19 protein-coding genes are annotated in these 17690 nt (G+C 54.0%); 16 read left to right on the top strand and 3 right to left on the bottom strand.

Features of this window, described 5'->3' with window-relative positions; genetic code table 11:
• Window positions 1–12: 12 nt before the first annotated feature.
• The 15 genes from lptE to MUU46_RS17105 all read left to right on the top strand — a co-directional run bounded on the left by lptE (window position 13) and on the right by MUU46_RS17105 (window position 15501).
• Entirely contained in the window at window positions 13–606 is a 594-nt protein-coding gene (gene lptE / locus MUU46_RS17175) for an LPS assembly lipoprotein LptE (protein ID WP_258966152.1), read from the top strand.
• Window positions 606–1637, top strand: coding sequence for a DNA polymerase III subunit delta (gene holA / locus MUU46_RS17170; protein WP_258966151.1), 1032 nt, complete (start codon window positions 606–608; stop codon window positions 1635–1637). Before lptE ends, holA begins: the two co-directional genes overlap by 1 nt.
• Before the next feature lies 1 nt (window position 1638).
• Complete coding sequence (nadD, locus tag MUU46_RS17165; RefSeq protein WP_159754448.1) at window positions 1639–2280, top strand: nicotinate-nucleotide adenylyltransferase; 642 nt, start codon at window positions 1639–1641, stop codon at window positions 2278–2280.
• 288 nt (window positions 2281–2568) lie between these two features.
• Window positions 2569–2886: a ribosome silencing factor gene (gene rsfS / locus MUU46_RS17160; RefSeq protein WP_110512402.1), complete on the top strand. Its 318-nt coding sequence runs from the start codon at window positions 2569–2571 to the stop codon at window positions 2884–2886.
• A gap of 3 nt (window positions 2887–2889) precedes the next feature.
• A complete protein-coding gene (rlmH, locus tag MUU46_RS17155) occupies window positions 2890–3357 on the top strand; it encodes a 23S rRNA (pseudouridine(1915)-N(3))-methyltransferase RlmH (RefSeq protein ID WP_110512401.1) in 468 nt (155 codons plus the stop codon).
• A 27-nt stretch (window positions 3358–3384) separates the two neighbouring features.
• Complete coding sequence (mrdA, locus tag MUU46_RS17150) at window positions 3385–5286, top strand: peptidoglycan DD-transpeptidase MrdA (protein ID WP_159754451.1); 1902 nt, start codon at window positions 3385–3387, stop codon at window positions 5284–5286.
• A 1-nt stretch (window position 5287) separates the two neighbouring features.
• Entirely contained in the window at window positions 5288–6400 is a 1113-nt protein-coding gene (mrdB, locus tag MUU46_RS17145; protein WP_110512399.1) for a peptidoglycan glycosyltransferase MrdB, read from the top strand.
• A 16-nt stretch (window positions 6401–6416) separates the two neighbouring features.
• A complete protein-coding gene (gene rlpA, locus MUU46_RS17140) occupies window positions 6417–7571 on the top strand; it encodes an endolytic peptidoglycan transglycosylase RlpA (RefSeq protein WP_258966150.1) in 1155 nt (384 codons plus the stop codon).
• A gap of 138 nt (window positions 7572–7709) precedes the next feature.
• Window positions 7710–8909 (top strand): D-alanyl-D-alanine carboxypeptidase DacA, encoded by a 1200-nt coding sequence (dacA, locus tag MUU46_RS17135; protein WP_159754457.1) that lies wholly within the window; start codon window positions 7710–7712, stop codon window positions 8907–8909.
• A gap of 107 nt (window positions 8910–9016) precedes the next feature.
• Window positions 9017–9280 carry a DUF493 family protein YbeD gene (gene ybeD, locus MUU46_RS17130; RefSeq protein WP_097164602.1) on the top strand — a complete coding sequence of 88 codons (264 nt, stop codon included), beginning with the start codon at window positions 9017–9019 and terminating at the stop codon, window positions 9278–9280.
• Window positions 9281–9369: 89 nt separating this feature from the next.
• Entirely contained in the window at window positions 9370–10011 is a 642-nt protein-coding gene (gene lipB / locus MUU46_RS17125) for a lipoyl(octanoyl) transferase LipB (protein ID WP_258966149.1), read from the top strand.
• 301 nt (window positions 10012–10312) lie between these two features.
• On the top strand, window positions 10313–11266 hold the full coding sequence (locus tag MUU46_RS17120; RefSeq protein WP_258966148.1) for a YbeF family transcriptional regulator: 954 nt from the start codon (window positions 10313–10315) through the stop codon (window positions 11264–11266).
• A gap of 209 nt (window positions 11267–11475) precedes the next feature.
• Window positions 11476–12441, top strand: a complete 966-nt coding sequence (lipA, locus tag MUU46_RS17115; protein ID WP_159754466.1) for a lipoyl synthase — start codon at window positions 11476–11478, stop codon at window positions 12439–12441.
• A 248-nt stretch (window positions 12442–12689) separates the two neighbouring features.
• Window positions 12690–14060, top strand: a complete 1371-nt coding sequence (locus tag MUU46_RS17110; RefSeq protein ID WP_159754469.1) for a uracil-xanthine permease family protein — start codon at window positions 12690–12692, stop codon at window positions 14058–14060.
• A gap of 82 nt (window positions 14061–14142) precedes the next feature.
• A complete protein-coding gene (locus MUU46_RS17105) occupies window positions 14143–15501 on the top strand; it encodes an 8-oxoguanine deaminase (RefSeq protein WP_258966147.1) in 1359 nt (452 codons plus the stop codon).
• 128 nt (window positions 15502–15629) lie between these two features.
• Here MUU46_RS17105 and tatE read toward each other — a convergent pair whose 3' ends face one another.
• A complete protein-coding gene (tatE, locus tag MUU46_RS17100; RefSeq protein WP_110512391.1) occupies window positions 15630–15833 on the bottom strand; it encodes a twin-arginine translocase subunit TatE in 204 nt (67 codons plus the stop codon).
• A 127-nt stretch (window positions 15834–15960) separates the two neighbouring features.
• Window positions 15961–16749, bottom strand: a complete 789-nt coding sequence (locus MUU46_RS17095; RefSeq protein WP_159754475.1) for a deaminated glutathione amidase — start codon at window positions 16747–16749, stop codon at window positions 15961–15963.
• Between the two features lie 87 nt (window positions 16750–16836).
• Between MUU46_RS17095 and crcB the strand changes: the two genes are divergently transcribed.
• Window positions 16837–17214 (top strand): fluoride efflux transporter CrcB, encoded by a 378-nt coding sequence (gene crcB / locus MUU46_RS17090; RefSeq protein WP_159754478.1) that lies wholly within the window; start codon window positions 16837–16839, stop codon window positions 17212–17214.
• Window positions 17215–17300: 86 nt separating this feature from the next.
• Here the strand turns inward: crcB and cspE are convergent, their stop codons facing one another.
• Window positions 17301–17510, bottom strand: coding sequence for a transcription antiterminator/RNA stability regulator CspE (cspE, locus tag MUU46_RS17085; RefSeq protein WP_004100146.1), 210 nt, complete (start codon window positions 17508–17510; stop codon window positions 17301–17303).
• Between the last annotated feature and the right edge of the window lie 180 nt (window positions 17511–17690).

The following is a 17690-nucleotide window of genomic DNA, read 5'->3' as shown; positions in this document are numbered from 1 at the left end:
GCGGGAGGAAGCGTGCGATTTCTGACAACGTTATTGGTATCTCTGGCGGTGCTTGTCACCGCTGGTTGTGGCTGGCACCTGCGCAGTTCGACGCAGGTTCCGGACAATATGAAAAAGATGATTTTTATCTCAGGCGATCCTAACGGACCGTTGAGCCGCTCGGTACGTAACCAGTTACGCCTGAACGGGATTGAGATTGTCGAAGCCAGCTCTATTCGCCAGGATATTCCATCCCTGCGTCTGGGCGGTGCATCGATTGGTAAAGATACCGCGTCCGTATTCCAGGACGGCAGAACGGCGGAATACCAGATGGTCATGACCGTCCATGCCAGCGTGCTTATCCCGGGTCACGACATCTATCCAATCAGCGCCAAGGTTTATCGTTCGTACTTCGATAACCCACAACAGGCGCTGGCGAAAGATGCCGAGCAGGAGATAATCGTCCAGGAGATGTACGACAAAGCCGCTCAACAGCTGATTCGTAAGCTGCCAAGCGTCAAGGTGGCGGATGCTGAAGCCACCAAAGAGGACGAGCAGTCTGCTACGGATGCTAACGCAACCGAAGCACCGGCCGGAACTCGCGTCTCCACGACTCTGGGTAACTGATGATTCGGCTGTACCCAGAACAACTCCGCGCGCAGCTCTCTGAAGGGCTGCGCGCGGCGTATTTACTGCTCGGAAACGACCCTCTTTTGCTTCAAGAAAGTCAGGATGCCATTCGCCTCGCGGCAGGGGCTCAGGGCTTTGATGAACACCACACCGTCACGATAGACGCAAGTACCGACTGGAATGCGCTGTTTGCGCTTAGCCAGGAACGCAGCCTGTTCGCCTCGCGTCAAACGCTGACGCTGGTCCTGCCGGATAATGGTCCGAATGCGGCCATTAATGAACAGTTCATGGCGCTGATTGGCCTGCTCCACGACGAATTGTTGCTGATTATCCGCGGTAATAAACTGACCAAAGCCCAAGAAAATGCGGCCTGGTATAACGCGCTTTCCGGACGTGCAGCGCAGGTTTCCTGCCAGACGCCTGAACAAGCACAGCTCCCGCGCTGGCTCGCCACGCGTGCTAAACAGCTAAATTTGCAGCTCGATGACGCCGCAAGCCAACTGCTTTGCTATTGCTATGAAGGCAACCTGCTGGCGCTGGCCCAGGCGCTTGAACGCCTGTCACTCCTGTGGCCAGACGGTAAACTGACGCTGCCGCGGGTTGAGCAGGCGGTAAATGATGCTGCGCACTTTACACCGTTTCACTGGCTGGATGCGCTGCTGGCAGGAAAAAGCAAACGCGCATTGCATATCCTGCAGCAGTTACGCCAGGAAGGCAGTGAGCCGGTTATTCTGCTGCGAACCCTTCAGCGCGAACTTCTGCTGCTGGTGAACATGAAGCGTCAATCGGTCAACACGCCGCTGCGTGCACTGTTCGATAAGCACCGCGTCTGGCAGAATCGTCGACCGTTATTTACTGAGGCGCTGAACCGCCTGAGCCCGGAGCAGCTGCGCCATGCGGTGTCTCTTCTGGCGCGAACTGAGCTCACGCTCAAACAGGATTACGGTCAGTCGGTCTGGGCTGAACTCGACGGTCTGTCGCTGCTGCTGTGTCACAAAAATCTGCCCGACGTTTTTTTTGAAGGATGATATGACGGCGTTAAAGGCACTCTACGGCGGCACGTTTGATCCCGTACATTATGGTCACCTCAAGCCGGTTGAAATTCTGGCAAACCTGATTGGCCTGTCAAAGGTCATCATCATGCCGAACAACGTCCCGCCGCATCGTCCACAGCCGGAAGCGACCAGCGCCCAGCGAACCGAAATGCTGGAGCTGGCTATCGCCAATAAACCCTTGTTTGAACTCGATGAACGCGAACTGCGCCGTGATACGCGTTCGTACACATCGGAAACACTGCGCGAATGGCGACAGGAACAGGGTCCAACGCAGCCGCTGGCCTTTATTATTGGTCAGGACTCGCTGATCAACTTCCCATCATGGCACGACTACGAAAGCATTCTGGATAATGCGCATCTGTTGGTTTGCCGTCGTCCAGGCTATCCGATGGCGATGAAAGAGGAAATGCATCAGCATTGGCTGGATCACCATCTGACGAACTGCGCGGATGATTTACACCGCACTCCCGCAGGGAAAATTTATATCGCTGAAACACCTTGGTTCAATATTTCCGCCACGCTGATTCGCGAGCGCCTCCAGCAGGGAGAATCCTGCGACGAAATGTTGCCACAAGCCGTGCTGCGTTATATCCACCAACAAGGGCTTTACCAATAACTTTCCGGGGCTTACTGTGTGTAAACTCTGCGATATTCCTATTTTCATCGCCAACCTCCCTTCAGACCATTGACACCCCCTGACAGGCTGTTATTCTCCGCAGCCAGACTTGTCCCACCACACTGATTTACAGAAATTGTTTTACAAAAATGGCGATGCAATCATAGCCATTGGGTGGGATGATAGCGCGCCGGTACTGTCCGGCAGGCGACATTTGTCCGACTTCGTCCTGGTTTCAGGTATACTTACGGGCTGTTTATATTTTTCATCACCTGACCAGGGGGAAACTTGCAGGGTAAAGAACTCCAGGATTTTGTCATCGACAAAATCGACGATCTTAAGGGCCAGGACATCATCACTATCGATGTTCACGGCAAATCCAGTATCACCGACTGCATGATTATCTGCACCGGTACGTCCACCCGTCATGTGGTGTCCATTGCCGATCACGTTGTCCAGGAATCTCGCGCTGCCGGTTTATACCCGCTGGGTGTAGAAGGCGAAAACGTCGCTGACTGGGTTGTGGTTGATCTCGGCGAAGTGATTGTTCACGTTATGCAGGAAGAAAGCCGTCGCCTGTATGAACTGGAAAAACTCTGGGGTTAATGCGTGAAGCTGCAGCTCATTGCCGTGGGAACCAAAATGCCGGACTGGGTTCAGACCGGTTTCACGGAATACCTGCGCCGCTTTCCGCGAGACATGCCGTTTGAACTAGTGGAAATTCCTGCTGGTAAACGCGGTAAGAATGCCGATATCGCTCGCATTCTGGAAAAAGAAGGTGAATTGATGCTGGCTGCGGCCGGCAAAAATCGCATTGTCACGCTGGATATCCCCGGAAAACCGTGGGATACACCGCAGCTGGCCCATGAGCTTGAGCGCTGGAAACAGGATGGGCGTGACGTCAGTCTGCTGATCGGTGGCCCCGAGGGGTTATCCCCTGCCTGTAAAGCTGCCGCAGAACAAAGTTGGTCGCTTTCCTCGCTCACTCTCCCTCACCCGTTGGTACGTGTGCTGGTTGCAGAAAGCCTTTATCGGGCGTGGAGTATTACCACCAACCACCCATACCACCGCGAGTAATGATGACCAGGTTAGATTAAGCAGCGGATGAAATTACAGAATTCTTTTCGCGACTACACGGCTGAGTCCGCGCTGTTTGTGCGCCGGGCGGTAATCGCATTTTTGGGCATACTCGCGCTCAGCGGCGTGCTGGTTGTTAATCTCTATAATCTGCAGATTGTCCGCTTTACCGACTACCAGACCCGCTCCAACGAAAACCGCATCAAGCTGGTGCCAATCCCACCGAGCCGCGGCATTATCTATGACCGCAACGGCACTCCGCTGGCGTTGAACCGCACCATTTATCAGTTAGAGCTGATGCCGGAAAAGGTCGATAACCTCCAGCAAACGTTGAACGATCTGCGAAGCGTGGTCGACCTTACCGACGACGATATCGCCAACTTCAAGAAAGAGCGCGCCCGCTCTCACCGTTTCACCTCCATTCCCGTCAAAGTTAACCTGACAGAAGTTCAGGTCGCTCGTTTTGCGGTGAATCAGTACCGTTTCCCTGGCGTGGAAGTGAAAGGCTACAAACGTCGCTACTATCCTTACGGCTCCGCACTGACGCATGTGATCGGCTACGTCTCGAAAATCAACGACAAAGACGTTGAACGCCTCGATAAAGAAGGCAAAACCGCTAACTACGCCGCAACCCACGATATCGGTAAGCTGGGCATTGAGCGCTATTACGAAGACGTGCTGCATGGAGAGACCGGTTATGAAGAGGTTGAAGTTAACAACCGCGGCCGCGTTATCCGTCAGCTGAAAGAAGTCTCGCCAACCGCCGGGCATGATATCCATCTGATGCTGGATCTGCAGTTACAGCAATATATTGAAACGCTGCTGGCGGGCAGCCGTGCAGCTGTGGTGGTCACCGATCCTCGCACTGGCGGCATCCTCGCTCTGGTTTCAATGCCAAGCTATGACCCGAACCTGTTCGTGGATGGCATCTCCAGTAAAGATTATTCCGGGCTATTGAACGACCCGAATACGCCACTGGTGAACCGCGCCACGCAGGGTGTTTATCCTCCAGCGTCGACGGTAAAACCCTACGTTGCGGTCTCCGCATTGACGGCTGGCGTGATCACCCGCAATACTGGCCTGTTTGACCCTGGCTGGTGGCAGCTACCGGGCTCTGACAAACGCTATCGTGACTGGAAAAGATGGGGCCACGGCCACCTGAACGTCACCAAAGCGCTGGAAGAATCTGCGGATACCTTCTTCTATCAGGTCGCCTATGACATGGGTATCGACCGCCTTTCTGAGTGGATGGGCAAATTTGGCTACGGCCACTATACCGGAGTCGATCTCTCCGAAGAGCGCTCCGGCAACATGCCAACCCGTGAATGGAAACTGAAACGCTTTAAGAAACCGTGGTACCAGGGTGACACTATTCCGGTCGGGATCGGCCAGGGCTACTGGACGGCCACGCCAATTCAGATGAGCAAAGCGCTGATGATCCTGATTAACGACGGCGTGGTAAAAGTGCCTCACCTGCTGATGAGCACCGCCGAAAATGGGAAACAGATTCCCTGGGACCAGCCCCACGAAGCCCCTGTCGGCGACGTGCACTCTGGCTTCTGGGAAATTGCCAAAGACGGGATGTACGGCGTGGCCAACCGTCCAAACGGGACGGCGCATAAATACTTTGCTGGCGCACCGTATAAAGTCGCTGCGAAATCCGGTACCGCACAGGTCTTTGGTCTGAAAGCCAACGAAACCTATAACGCCCACCGCATTGCGGAACGCCTGCGTGACCACAAGCTGATGACGGCGTTTGCGCCATACGATAATCCGAGAGTGGCAGTAGCGATAATCCTCGAAAACGGCGGCGCTGGCCCTGCAGTCGGGACACTCATGCGTCAAATTCTCGACCACATTATGCTCGGTGATAACAACACCGTACTGCCGGCAGAAAACCCGGCGGCCGCAGCCGCGGAGGACCAATAAAATGACGGATAATCCGAACAAACGTTCGATGTGGGACAAAATCCACCTTGACCCGACCATGCTGCTTATCCTGCTGGCGCTGTTGACCTACAGCGCGCTGGTTATCTGGAGCGCCAGTGGCCAGGATATGGGCATGATGGAACGTAAGATCGGCCAGATTGCAATGGGTGTTGTAATCATGGTCGTGATGGCGCAAATCCCGCCACGTGTTTACGAAGGCTGGGCGCCATGGCTCTATATCTTCTGTATCGTACTACTGGTCGCGGTTGACGCCTTCGGGGCTATCTCTAAAGGTGCTCAGCGCTGGCTGGATTTAGGTGTCGTCCGTTTTCAGCCCTCGGAGATTGCGAAAATCGCCGTACCGCTGATGGTGGCTCGCTTCATTAACCGTGACGTCTGCCCGCCAACGCTCAAAAATACCGCCATTGCGTTGATACTGATTTTCCTGCCAACACTGTTGGTTGCCGCACAGCCGGACCTCGGTACCTCAATCCTGATTGCGCTGTCTGGCCTGTTCGTTCTGTTCCTGGCAGGTCTGAGCTGGCGTCTGATTGGCGTCGCCGTGCTGATGGTCGCGGCCTTCATCCCGATCCTCTGGTTCTTCCTGATGCACGACTATCAGCGCCAGCGCGTGATGATGCTGCTTGATCCGGAAACCGATCCGCTGGGTGCGGGCTACCACATTATTCAGTCTAAAATTGCTATAGGCTCCGGCGGACTTCGCGGTAAAGGTTGGCTGCACGGCACCCAGTCCCAGTTGGAGTTCTTGCCCGAGCGCCATACTGACTTTATCTTCGCAGTATTAGCAGAAGAACTGGGCCTGATAGGCTTCCTGGTGTTGTTGGCGCTCTACGTCCTGCTGATCATGCGCGGATTGTGGATTGCCGCCCAGGCGCAAACCACTTTCGGCCGCGTCATGGCCGGTGGCTTAATGTTGATTTTATTCGTTTATGTCTTCGTAAATATTGGTATGGTGAGTGGGATCCTGCCGGTAGTTGGCGTACCCTTGCCGCTGGTCAGCTATGGGGGCTCTGCCCTGATCGTACTGATGGCCGGGTTTGGTATCGTCATGTCGATACACACCCACAGAAAAATGTTGTCGAAAAGCGTATAAGAAGGGGTGCGCAAAGATGCGTAAACAATGGCTTGGGATCTGCATCGCAGCTGGCTTACTGGCAGCGTGTTCGAGTGATGATGGGCAGCAACAGCAGACCGTCACCGCACCGACACCGGCGGTCTGTAACGGTCCTGTTGTAGAAATAAGTGGTGCCGACCCGCGCTTTGAACCCCTGAATCCGTCGGTGAATCAGGACTATCAGCGTGACGGGAAGAATTTCAAAATTGTGCAGGACCCATCGAACTTTAGTCAGGCTGGTCTGGCCGCAATTTATGATGCCGAGCCGGGCAGTAACCTGACCGCGTCCGGCGAACCGTTTGATGCCACGCAGCTGACCGCTGCACATCCAACACTGCCGGTGCCGAGCTATGCGCGAATCACCAACCTGGCGAATGGCCGCATGCTTATCGTGCGCATCAACGATCGTGGCCCTTACGGCAACGATCGTGTGATCTCGCTTTCTCGCGCCGCCTCCGATCGCCTGAATACGTCGAACAATACCAAAGTGCGAATTGACCCGATTATCGTGGCGCAGGACGGTACCATGTCCGGCCCGGGTACCGCCTGTACTACCATTGCGAAACAAACTTACGCCCTGCCCGCTCGCCCGGATTTGAATGGCGGCATGGGAAGCGTATCGTCAACGCCACAGGATGCAACGCCGCAAAGCGACGTCCGTGCCATCAGTAATGACACGCTGAAACCGGAGGACGCCACTGGCGCACCTGTTAACAGCACCGGCTTCCTTGGTGCACCGACTACGCTGAACAACGGCGTACTGGAAAGCAGCACTCCGGCGGAACAGCCTGCCGCTCAGCAGGCAGCCCCGGCAGCCACTCAGCAGCCGGCACCGTCGCAAAGCGCACCGGTGACGGCCCCGGGTTCCACTCAAGGAAGTGTTGCACCAGCCACTGCCGCAGCAGCAGCCTCTACGGCCGCCAGCGGCAGCTATGTGGTTCAGGTGGGTGCAGTGAGTGACCAGGCCCGTGCGCAGCAATATCAGCAGCGTCTGAGCCAGCAGTTTTCTGTGCCCGGTCGCGTCATGCAGAACGGCGCCGTCTGGCGTATTCAGTTGGGGCCGTTCAGCAACAAGACCGAAGCCAACACCGTACAACAGCGCCTGCAAAGCGAGGCGCAATTACAGTCATTTATTACTCGCGCCAACTAAAACAGGGCTGGCATCCTCAGCGCACTGCGTATGTTAAAACCATTAACACTCTCATACGCATTGCTGGATGCCGGGTTCCCTTGCATTTGCTATAGTTAGGCACTTTTTTAACTCATCACGGATGTCGTTGTTCTGACCATGAAGACCTCTTTTTCTGCTCGTTTACTTATCACGGCTCTGTCCGTCGCGGCACTGACCTCCGCTGCCCACGCTGATGACCTGAACATCAAAACCATGATCCCAGGCGTTCCGCAGATCGATGCGGAATCCTACATTCTGATCGACTACAACTCAGGCAAAGTCCTGGCCGAGCAGAGCGCTGACGAACGCCGTGACCCAGCAAGTCTGACCAAAATGATGACCAGCTACGTCATCGGTCAGGCAATGAAAGCGGGTAAATTCAAAGAATCTGACCTGGTCACCGTCGGTACCGACGCATGGGCCACCGGTAACCCAGTATTTAAAGGTTCATCCCTGATGTTCCTGAAACCAGGCATGCAGGTGCCGGTTTCCCAGCTGATTCGCGGGATTAACCTGCAGTCCGGTAACGATGCCTGTGTTGCAATGGCCGACTACGTCGCCGGCAGCCAGGACGCCTTCGTTGGCCTGATGAACAGCTACGTCACTGCCCTGGGCCTGAAAAACTCCCACTTCCAGACCGTTCACGGCCTTGATGCAGACGGCCAGTACAGCTCCGCGCGCGATATGGCGATGATTGGCCAGGCGTTGATCCGCGATGTACCGAACGAATACACCATCTATAAAGAGAAAGAATTCACCTTCAACGGCATCCGTCAGATGAACCGTAACGGTTTACTGTGGGACAACAGCCTGCAGGTCGACGGCATCAAAACCGGCCATACTGACAAAGCGGGCTACAACCTCGTGGCGTCGGCAACCGAAGGTCAGATGCGTCTGATCTCTGCGGTAATGGGCGGTCGTACTTATAAAGGCCGTGAAACCGAGAGCAAAAAGCTGCTGACCTGGGGCTTCCGCTTCTTCGAAACCGTGAATCCGCTGAAAGCAGGTAAAGAGTTTGCCTCTGAGCCCGCCTGGTTTGGCGACAACGATCGCGCATCCCTTGGTGTAGATAAAGACGTATACCTGACTATTCCACGCGGTCGCATGAAAGACCTGAAAGCCAGCTACACGCTGAACAACGTGGAACTGCACGCCCCACTGCAGAAAAACCAGGTTGTCGGCACCATTAACTTCCAGCTCGACGGTAAAACTATCGAACAGCGTCCGCTGGTGGTGCTGCAAGAAATTCCTGAAGGTAACTTCTTCGGTAAGATCATTGATTACATTAAATTAATGTTCCACCATTGGTTTGGTTAAAAATTGCACACTTGAAAGTGTGATTTCCATCCCCATATACTTAGCATGACAATAACTGCTCCCGTGCCCTGCGCGGGAGCAGTTCTTTTTAAACCACCGGAGCTGACATGAAAACCAAACTTAACGAACTGCTTGAATTCCCTACTTCATTTACCTACAAGGTAATGGGTCTGGCGAAGCCTGAGCTGGTTGACCAGGTGGTGGAAGTGGTGCAGCGCCATGCGCCAGGTGATTACTCTCCGCAGGTAAAACCAAGCAGCAAAGGCAACTACCACTCGGTATCCATCACCATTAACGCCACCCACATCGAGCAGGTCGAAACCCTGTACGAAGAGCTGGGGAATATCGAAATCGTTCGTATGGTGCTGTAACCCTGTTGCCCGGAGCTCTCCGGGCAATTCCTTTCCCACGCTGTGATATACTCTTCGCCCATGTTTTCCCGTCCCGCGGAGATGTCGTTTTGGATCTGAACACCCTCCTCGTCCGCCAGCTTGGCGTACAACCCTATGAGCCTGTTTCTCAGGCGATGCATGACTTCACCGACCGCCGTGATGAAACCACTCCAGACGAAATCTGGCTGGTTGAGCATCAGCCCGTCTTTACACAGGGTCAGGCTGGCAAAGCGGAACATGTGCTGGTTCCCGGTGATATTCCGGTCGTTCAAAGCGATCGCGGTGGCCAAGTGACCTATCACGGACCCGGCCAGCAGGTGATGTACGTCCTGTTAGATTTAAAACGCCGTAAGCTTGGGGTGCGTGAACTGGTGACACTGCTGGAACAGACGGTGGTTAACACGCTGGCTGAATTTGGAATCGAGTCGCATCCGCGTGCCGATGCGCCCGGAGTGTATGTCGGTGAGCAGAAAATTTGTTCATTAGGGTTACGTATTCGAAAAGGCTGTTCATTTCACGGGCTGGCGCTGAATGTCGCCATGGATTTATCGCCCTTTCTACGTATCAACCCTTGCGGTTATGCGGGGATGGAAATGACGCAAATGCAGCACTGGCATGCAGATTCAAAACCGGAAAATATTTCCCCCGTTTTAGTGTCGAAATTTTTAGCACTGCTAAACAATCCACCCCATCAATATATTGCTGCTTAATATATTATACACTTGGGCCTGATATTTTGTCGGGTCCAGGGCTCTTTCAGCTCGTTTTTCTTTACATTATTCACAACTTTCTATATTTTTTCTGCGCTCGACGGATAAAAGACTTCTTCGCATACAAAGATTTACGTTAACACACCACCAAAACATAAGGTAGTTTCGCAGTTCGCGATCTAACTCATTGTTAAAAATGGTGTAAATCCTGCCTCCGCGTAAAGTCGCCTCTCAAATGCATAATAACAATAAATATTTTTTCAACTATCATTCATATTATGAATGAATACGGAGCACAAGTGTGGAATATAACGAAAAGCCGGAAAGCCGAATAAACCCTCGAGTTGAGAGTGATACACCGCAAATCTTCCGAACTCTGCGAAATATCGACCTCAATTTGCTGACGATTTTCGAGGCTGTATATGTGCATAAAGGCATCGTTAATGCTGCGAAAATTCTGAATCTCACGCCTTCCGCTATTAGCCAATCAATTCAGAAGCTGCGCACCATATTTCCTGACCCGCTTTTCATCCGCAAAGGCCAGGGCGTGACCCCCACTGCCTATGCCACGCATTTGCACGAATACATCAGTCAGGGTCTGGAATCGATCCTTGGCGCATTAGATTTGACCGGAAGCTTTGACAAACAGCGCACTATCACCATCGGCACCTCGCCGACGGTCGGAGCAGTGGTTATGCCCGCTATTTATCAAACCATCAAAGACAAATTCCCACAGCTGCTGCTGCGCAACATTCCGGTTACCGACGTTGGCCTTCAACTGAGCCAGTTCCAGACTGATTTGATCATCGACAGCAACCTGCATAGTGCGCGAGCGTTAAGCCATCATGTACTTTATAGCGACAAAGTGGTGCTGGTCGCTCGCGAAGGTCACCCGGTCCTGAAAATGCCGCCTACCGTAGAATCGCTGAGCCGCTACGAATATACGTTGCTGATGATGGAAGGTGCCTCACACACAGAACTGCGTAAACGCGTGCATGAGATATTCCCTGAGCGACGCATCAGCTTCAGCAGTTACAACCTTGTGACCATTGCCGCGCTGATTGGCAGTAGCGATCTTATCGGGTTAATGCCAGCGCGATTCTTCACGCTATTCTCTCGCTGTTGGCCGCTTCAGGTTATTGATTTCGCGCCACTGCGTGAAGAATCGGTCGAATTTTCACTGCATTACAACAAACTCAGCATGCGTGACCCGTTGCTACAAAGTGTTATCACCGCTATTCGACAGGCGTTCTGAGAGATCCGGGGGCCACCCCGTTCTGCTGCTTTGCTCGTCAATAAGCACATAAAGCAACATCTGGTTTACAAATTGCCGGGCTGGCAGGCTGCTTTATCGCCCTGATTAATGCTATACTGCCACCCGTCTAATTCAAAAATAGTTGATAAATACAACATTCCTTGAATTGAAACGCTTTCTTCGTTACCCGCAACTGGAACACGCACGCTATGAGTAAACCCATTGTGATGGAACGCGGTGTTAAGTACCGCGATGCCGATAAAATGGCCCTTATCCCGGTTAAAAATGTGGCTACCGAGCGCGAAGCGCTGCTGAGGAAACCGGAATGGATGAAAATCAAACTTCCGGCCGACTCGACCCGTATTCAGGGTATCAAGGCTGCGATGCGCAAAAATGGCCTGCACTCGGTGTGCGAAGAAGCCTCTTGCCCTAACCTCGCAGAATGTTTTAACCACGGAACGGCCACCTTTATGATCCTCGGTGCGATTTGCACCCGCCGCTGCCCGTTCTGCGACGTTGCCCACGGTCGCCCTGTTGCGCCAGACGCCAACGAACCGCAGAAACTCGCACAGACCATCGCCGATATGGGTCTGCGCTACGTGGTAATTACCTCCGTTGACCGGGACGATTTGCGCGACGGTGGTGCACAGCACTTTGCAGATTGCATCGACGCCATCCGTGAGAAAAACCCAACCATCAAAATCGAAACCCTGGTCCCAGATTTCCGTGGACGCATGGATCGTGCGCTGGAAATTCTCACCGCCACGCCACCGGATGTGTTCAACCACAACCTGGAAAACGTGCCGCGCGTGTACCGCCATGTCCGTCCGGGCGCTGACTATAACTGGTCCCTGAAGCTGTTGGAGCGTTTTAAAGAAGCGCATCCGGAGATCCCGACCAAGTCAGGGCTGATGGTTGGCCTGGGTGAAACCAACGCCGAAATCATCGAGGTTATGCGCGACCTGCGTCGCCACGGCGTAACCATGCTGACTCTCGGTCAGTATCTGCAGCCAAGCCGTCACCACTTGCCGGTTCAGCGCTACGTCAGTCCGGATGAGTTCGAAGAAATGAAAGCAGAAGCACTGGCGATGGGCTTCACCCATGCGGCTTGCGGTCCTTTCGTGCGTTCTTCTTACCATGCCGATCTGCAAGCCAAAGGTCTCGAAGTTAAATAACCTTTGCCGCTGAGCACCTAGGCCGCCGCGTTATCGCCGCGGCCTTTTTATTTTGGCGCAATCCTCATGCCCTTTCGCACCATCAGAGTGCAAACATTTGGTCACTGAAACTTTTGACTCACAGCCTGACGCCCGTTGTTTCCTTTAAATCAGCGAACATCACAGGTATTGGTTCATTTCACCCTCTCTTTTAATTTCTGGATCGTTTCATGCATTACCTTCTTATCGAGAAAAGAAGGAGTGGCACAATGTCCGCACAAGAACCTGGCGATATGATTTACGGTCTGGAAGATAAACCCGCCCCGCTTCCGGCATTTTTAACCGCACTCCAGCACGTGCTTGCGAGCCTGGTTGGGATAATCACCCCGCCACTCATCGTCGGTTCGGTGCTGGGCCTCAATGCTTATTTGCCGTGGCTTATCAGTATGTCGCTGATTGTTTCCGGCATCGGCACATTCCTGCAAGCGAGGCGCCTCTTCGGGATTGGGGCGGGCATGATCTGCCTGCAAGGCACCAGCTTTGCATTTCTGAGTGTTATTCTCGCCGCCGGGTTTAGCGTCAAAAGCAAAGGTGGTGGGCCAGAGCAAATCATGGCGATGATTTTCGGCCTGACGCTGGTTGCCGCATTTATTCCGGTGGTAGTCAGCCGTTTTCTCGGCCAGCTTCGCAAGGTTATCACTCCGCTGGTCAGTGGCACCGTGGTTTGTCTGATTGGGATCAGCCTGATTAAAGTCAGCATCACCGACTGGGGTGGCGGTCATAATGTGAAAGATTTCGGCGCACCGGGCAATTTGCTGCTCGGCCTGCTGACGCTCGGCACAATCGTGCTGTTCAGCCGCGCGCAGAGCCGCTGGCTGCGTCTGGGCGCAGTCATTCTTGGGATTGCCATCGGCTGCATTGCCGCGTGGTTCAGCGGAAAACTAAGCTGGCAGCCTTACAACCAGGCGTGGATTGCGCTGCCGCAGCCCTTCCGTTTCGGCTTCGATTTCGACTACAGCCTCTTTTTACCGTTGGCGCTGATCTCGCTCATCAGCATTCTGGAAGCGGTCGGCGATCTCACCGCCAACTGCCTGCTATCCCGCCAGCCGATTGAAGGCGAGCGTTACGTGGCGCGCCTTAAGGGCGGCATTCTTGCCGACGGCGTGAGCTGCATTCTGGCGGCGATGTTCTCTGCTCTGCCGAGCACCACCTTTGCCCAGAACAACGGTGTTATTCAGATGACCGGCGTAGCCAGCCGCCACGTTGGTATCTGGATTGGCGCCCTGCTGGCGTTGCTCGGGCTGTTCCCGGTGTTTGGTGCCGTAGTACAACAAATTCCTGCCCCGGTATTGGGCGGCGCGACGCTGGTGATGTTTGGCAGCGTTCTGGCCGCTGGGATCCGCATCATGACCCAGTCTCCGCTGAACCGTCGTGACATGTTGATTATCGCCGTATCGTTTGGCATCGGCTTGGGCGTGGAGGCCGAGCCGGAATTTCTGAGTCATCTTCCGCCGGTGTGCAAAAGCCTGTTTGGGTCAGCAATCACCAGCGGTGGCTTGATGGCGATGCTGCTCAATCTGGTTCTGCCCGCAGAGCGGAGTGACGCCAGCGCAGCCAATCTGCCGGTGGTCGAAAAATAGCACTGCGCACTACGCGCCCCTGGATCAGCAGACAGGGCATAACTGAGCTGACTCTCTCATTCATCAACAGGAGGAGTTAGCGATGTGCGCTAGCCGTATCTGGATCAAAAACCCGCAAGCCATTTTCACCCCGGACGACGTGGATGCCCGGGGTGGTATTATCGTCGAAAACGGTAAAATCAGTGCCCTTCTCGCGGCCGGAGAAACCCCGCCCCAACCCTGCGATGCCGTATTCGATGCGCGCGAGCACGTTGTACTGCCGGGGCTTATCAATACTCATCACCATTTTTATCAGACCCTGACCCGCGCCTGGGCACCTGTCGTCAATGAACCGCTGTTCCCGTGGCTGAAAACGCTCTATCCGGTGTGGGCACGACTGACGCCGGAAGCGCTGAAGCTGGCGAGCCAGGTCGCAATGGCTGAGCTGCTGCTTTCCGGATGCACTACCACCAGCGATCACCACTACCTGTTCCCTGAAGGGATGGAAAACGCTATTGATGTGCAGGTTGAAGTGGTGAACGAGCTGGGGATGCGCGCGATGCTGACCCGAGGCTCGATGAGTCTCGGTGAAAATGATGGCGGCCTGCCACCGCAGCACACTGTGCAATCGGGTGAAGCTATTCTCGAAGACAGTCTGCGCCTGATTCGTCGCTATCATCAGCGCGGCGAAGGGGCGCGCATTCAGATTGCTCTCGCCCCGTGTTCACCGTTTTCAGTCACCGAAGAAATCATGCAGGAAAGTGCACGTCTGGCCGCGGTGGAAGATGTCCGGCTACATACCCATCTGGCGGAAACCCTCGACGAAGAAGATTTTTGTCTGGCGCATTTTGGCCTGCGTACCGTCGACTATCTGGAAAAAGTCGGCTGGCTGAGCGACAGAACCTGGCTTGCGCACGGCATTCATTTCAATGCCGATGAAATTCAGCGCCTCGGCGCAGGGGGGGTCGGGATTTGCCATTGCCCGGTGTCGAATATGCGTCTGGCATCCGGCATTTGCCCAACGCTCGACCTGGAAGACGCAGGGGCGATTATTGGCCTCGGCGTTGATGGTTCGGCCTCAAACGACGCTTCCAGCCTGATGTTTGAGACCCGTCAGGCGTTGTATCTGCAACGTTTACGCTACGGCGCAAAACGCATCACCCCGCAAAAAGTCCTCGGCTGGGCGACAGAAGGTTCTGCTCGTCTGTTAGGTCGGTCCGATCTCGGGGAAATTCGTGTGGGCAAACAGGCTGATCTGGCACTGTTCCGTCTTGACGATCTGCGTTTTAGCGGCAGCCACGATCCGCTTTCTGCAATGATCCTATGTGGCGCCGATCGTGCCGATCGGGTCATGGTGGGCGGGGAATGGCGAGTGGTCGACGGTGAAATTTGCGGACTGGATTGCGAACGTTTGAAAGTACTGCACCGCGAAGCGGCGAAACAGTTGGTTGCAACTTTCTAATCAGGCGGACGCTAAAATGACAAGAGGCCGCAACGGAACCTGTTGTGGCCTCTCTGGCTAACTCGTTGACGTGGGCGAAATGACCTGCATGAGCAAACGGCTACTGCACGTCGTTTCTGGCTGCGCCTTTACTCTTTATGAGAGAGTTTTTCTGCCGGGACGTCATCTTCAGCGCTTTTCTTGGCACTGGTGTCGTCTTCGTTCATGGCTTTCTTAAAGCCTTTGATTGCAGACCCCAGGTCTCCGCCCAGCGTACGCAATTTCTTGGTACCAAACACCAGGACAATCAGTGCGGCAACCACCAGCAGTTTGGTAATACTAATCTCACCCATAGATACCTTCTTGATTAAAACAGGCTACAAAACGCGCCAACAAAACCGTAGCTAATTAACGGTCATTTAGCGAGGGCACACAATAGCAATCTGTAACAAGGTGAATCAAGCATTGATTAAAAAAACATCACATTATTTGCGGTGGCGCAAAGCGACGGTTTTTAAGTACCGGTAATTGCGCACGTACCTGTTGCAAAACCTCGAGACTGATGTCTGCAAAAATCAGCTGTTGGGCATAGCCCGCCCCGGCCAGCGTGACCCCCAGCGGATCAACCACGCGGCTCTGACCAATGTTCTTGTTGCCGCACTCCCCCGCCGCCACGATGTAACAGGTGGTATCCAGCGCTCTCGCCGCCAACAGCGTCGCCCAATGATGCTCCTTCAGCGGCCCACGCACCCACGCCGTCGGCAATACCAACAGCTCTGCACCCTGCAAGGCATGCGCCAGCGCGATTTCAGGGAATCGCAGGTCGTAGCAGGTCATCAGGCCAATCTTCACGCCGTCGACCTCAATCAGCGGCGGCAATGCGTTTCCGGCATCGACGCGCTTTGATTCCTGAATGTTGAACGCGTCATACAGATGCAGCTTCTGGTACTCGGCAATAATCTCACCGCTGCGCAGTGCCACCAGCGTGTTGGCCGCTCGCCCTTCGGTAGTGGGGACATGAACAGTCAGGACCGTGGTCATGGTGTTATGGCGACTTTCATCAAGCAATAGCCGTAAAAAACCGCCATCGAGCGTCTGAGCGGATTTTACCGACATATCCGGGTCATTATCGTCCCGGGCTAACAACGCCTCAGGCAGCACCAGCAGCGCCGTCTGCGCCCCCGCAGCCTGCTGCATTAATGATACGCAGGTCCGGGCGTTCGTTGGCCAGTCCGGGGTAACAGCAAATTGTCCTGCAGCAACGCGCATAGTGTCTCCGCATGTTTATTGCCGTAGCCATGAACCAAGCCCGGCGCTAAGATGATATCTTCAGTATTCAAATAGCAGGAATTGGCGGTGTTACAAATACTTTTAGCAGTTTTTATAGGTGGCGGAACCGGGAGCGTGCTGCGCTGGTTGCTCGGGATGCGCTTAAACCCAATGCATCATGCGATTCCTGTTGGCACATTAACCGCCAATCTGCTGGGCGCGTTTATCATCGGTGCAGGGCTGGCGTGGTTCAATCGGATGACGCACATTGATCCCATGTGGAAACTGCTTATCACGACGGGTTTTTGCGGCGGTTTGACCACCTTCTCAACCTTTTCGGCGGAAGTGGTGTTTTTATTGCAGGATGGGCGTTTTGGCTGGGCGTTGCTGAACGTGGCTATCAACTTGCTCGGATCGTTTGCCATGACGGCCGCCGCCATGTGGATTTTCTCGGCGGCACGCTAACGCTTTTCTGCCTAACTCTTTTGGTTAAGCAGCAAGCAAAAAAAAACCCGTCATTGACGGGTTTTTGTATTCTACTGTCGAAATGCTTAGATAGGCATTACGTTTGCAGCAGATGGGCCTTTGGCACCGTTAGTGATTTCGAACTCTACACGCTGGCCTTCGGCCAGAGTTTTGAAACCGTTGGACTGGATTGCAGAGAAGTGTACGAATACATCTTTGCTGCCATCTTCCGGAGTAATGAAACCAAAGCCTTTGGACTCATTAAACCACTTAACGTTACCTTTAATCTTAGACATCAATATTACCTTTACATGAAAATGGACACAAATGCTGTGTCGGCTAACAGTACAGCAATTGTGGTGCGTTTTGTCCAGCTTAACTTAACGAAAAAGTGATAAATGTCGCTAAATTTTATTGAAGCTGAGAGTTAGTCGTTGTTTTTGCATACGACGCAAACACCACCGCTGTGAATCACC

Source organism: Scandinavium tedordense (assembly GCF_024764965.1).
In the GTDB taxonomy this organism is placed as follows: Bacteria; Pseudomonadota; Gammaproteobacteria; order Enterobacterales; family Enterobacteriaceae; genus Scandinavium; species Scandinavium tedordense.
This window is presented reverse-complemented; position numbering and strand designations above follow the sequence as displayed.

What these genes read in the sequence shown, in the direction of transcription:
- holA (WP_258966151.1), top strand. Translation starts at nt 606, where the DNA reads ATGATTCGGCTGTACCCAGAACAACTCCGCGCGCAGCTCTCTGAAGGG.
- nadD (WP_159754448.1), top strand. Translation starts at nt 1,639, where the DNA reads ATGACGGCGTTAAAGGCACTCTACGGCGGCACGTTTGATCCCGTACAT.
- mrdA (WP_159754451.1), top strand. Translation starts at nt 3,385, where the DNA reads ATGAAATTACAGAATTCTTTTCGCGACTACACGGCTGAGTCCGCGCTG.
- mrdB (WP_110512399.1), top strand. Translation starts at nt 5,288, where the DNA reads ATGACGGATAATCCGAACAAACGTTCGATGTGGGACAAAATCCACCTT.
- rlpA (WP_258966150.1), top strand. Translation starts at nt 6,417, where the DNA reads ATGCGTAAACAATGGCTTGGGATCTGCATCGCAGCTGGCTTACTGGCA.
- dacA (WP_159754457.1), top strand. Translation starts at nt 7,710, where the DNA reads ATGAAGACCTCTTTTTCTGCTCGTTTACTTATCACGGCTCTGTCCGTC.
- ybeD (WP_097164602.1), top strand. Translation starts at nt 9,017, where the DNA reads ATGAAAACCAAACTTAACGAACTGCTTGAATTCCCTACTTCATTTACC.
- lipA (WP_159754466.1), top strand. Translation starts at nt 11,476, where the DNA reads ATGAGTAAACCCATTGTGATGGAACGCGGTGTTAAGTACCGCGATGCC.
- MUU46_RS17110 (WP_159754469.1), top strand. Translation starts at nt 12,690, where the DNA reads ATGTCCGCACAAGAACCTGGCGATATGATTTACGGTCTGGAAGATAAA.
- MUU46_RS17105 (WP_258966147.1), top strand. Translation starts at nt 14,143, where the DNA reads ATGTGCGCTAGCCGTATCTGGATCAAAAACCCGCAAGCCATTTTCACC.
- tatE (WP_110512391.1), bottom strand. Translation starts at nt 15,833, where the DNA reads ATGGGTGAGATTAGTATTACCAAACTGCTGGTGGTTGCCGCACTGATT.
- MUU46_RS17095 (WP_159754475.1), bottom strand. Translation starts at nt 16,749, where the DNA reads ATGCGCGTTGCTGCAGGACAATTTGCTGTTACCCCGGACTGGCCAACG.
- cspE (WP_004100146.1), bottom strand. Translation starts at nt 17,510, where the DNA reads ATGTCTAAGATTAAAGGTAACGTTAAGTGGTTTAATGAGTCCAAAGGC.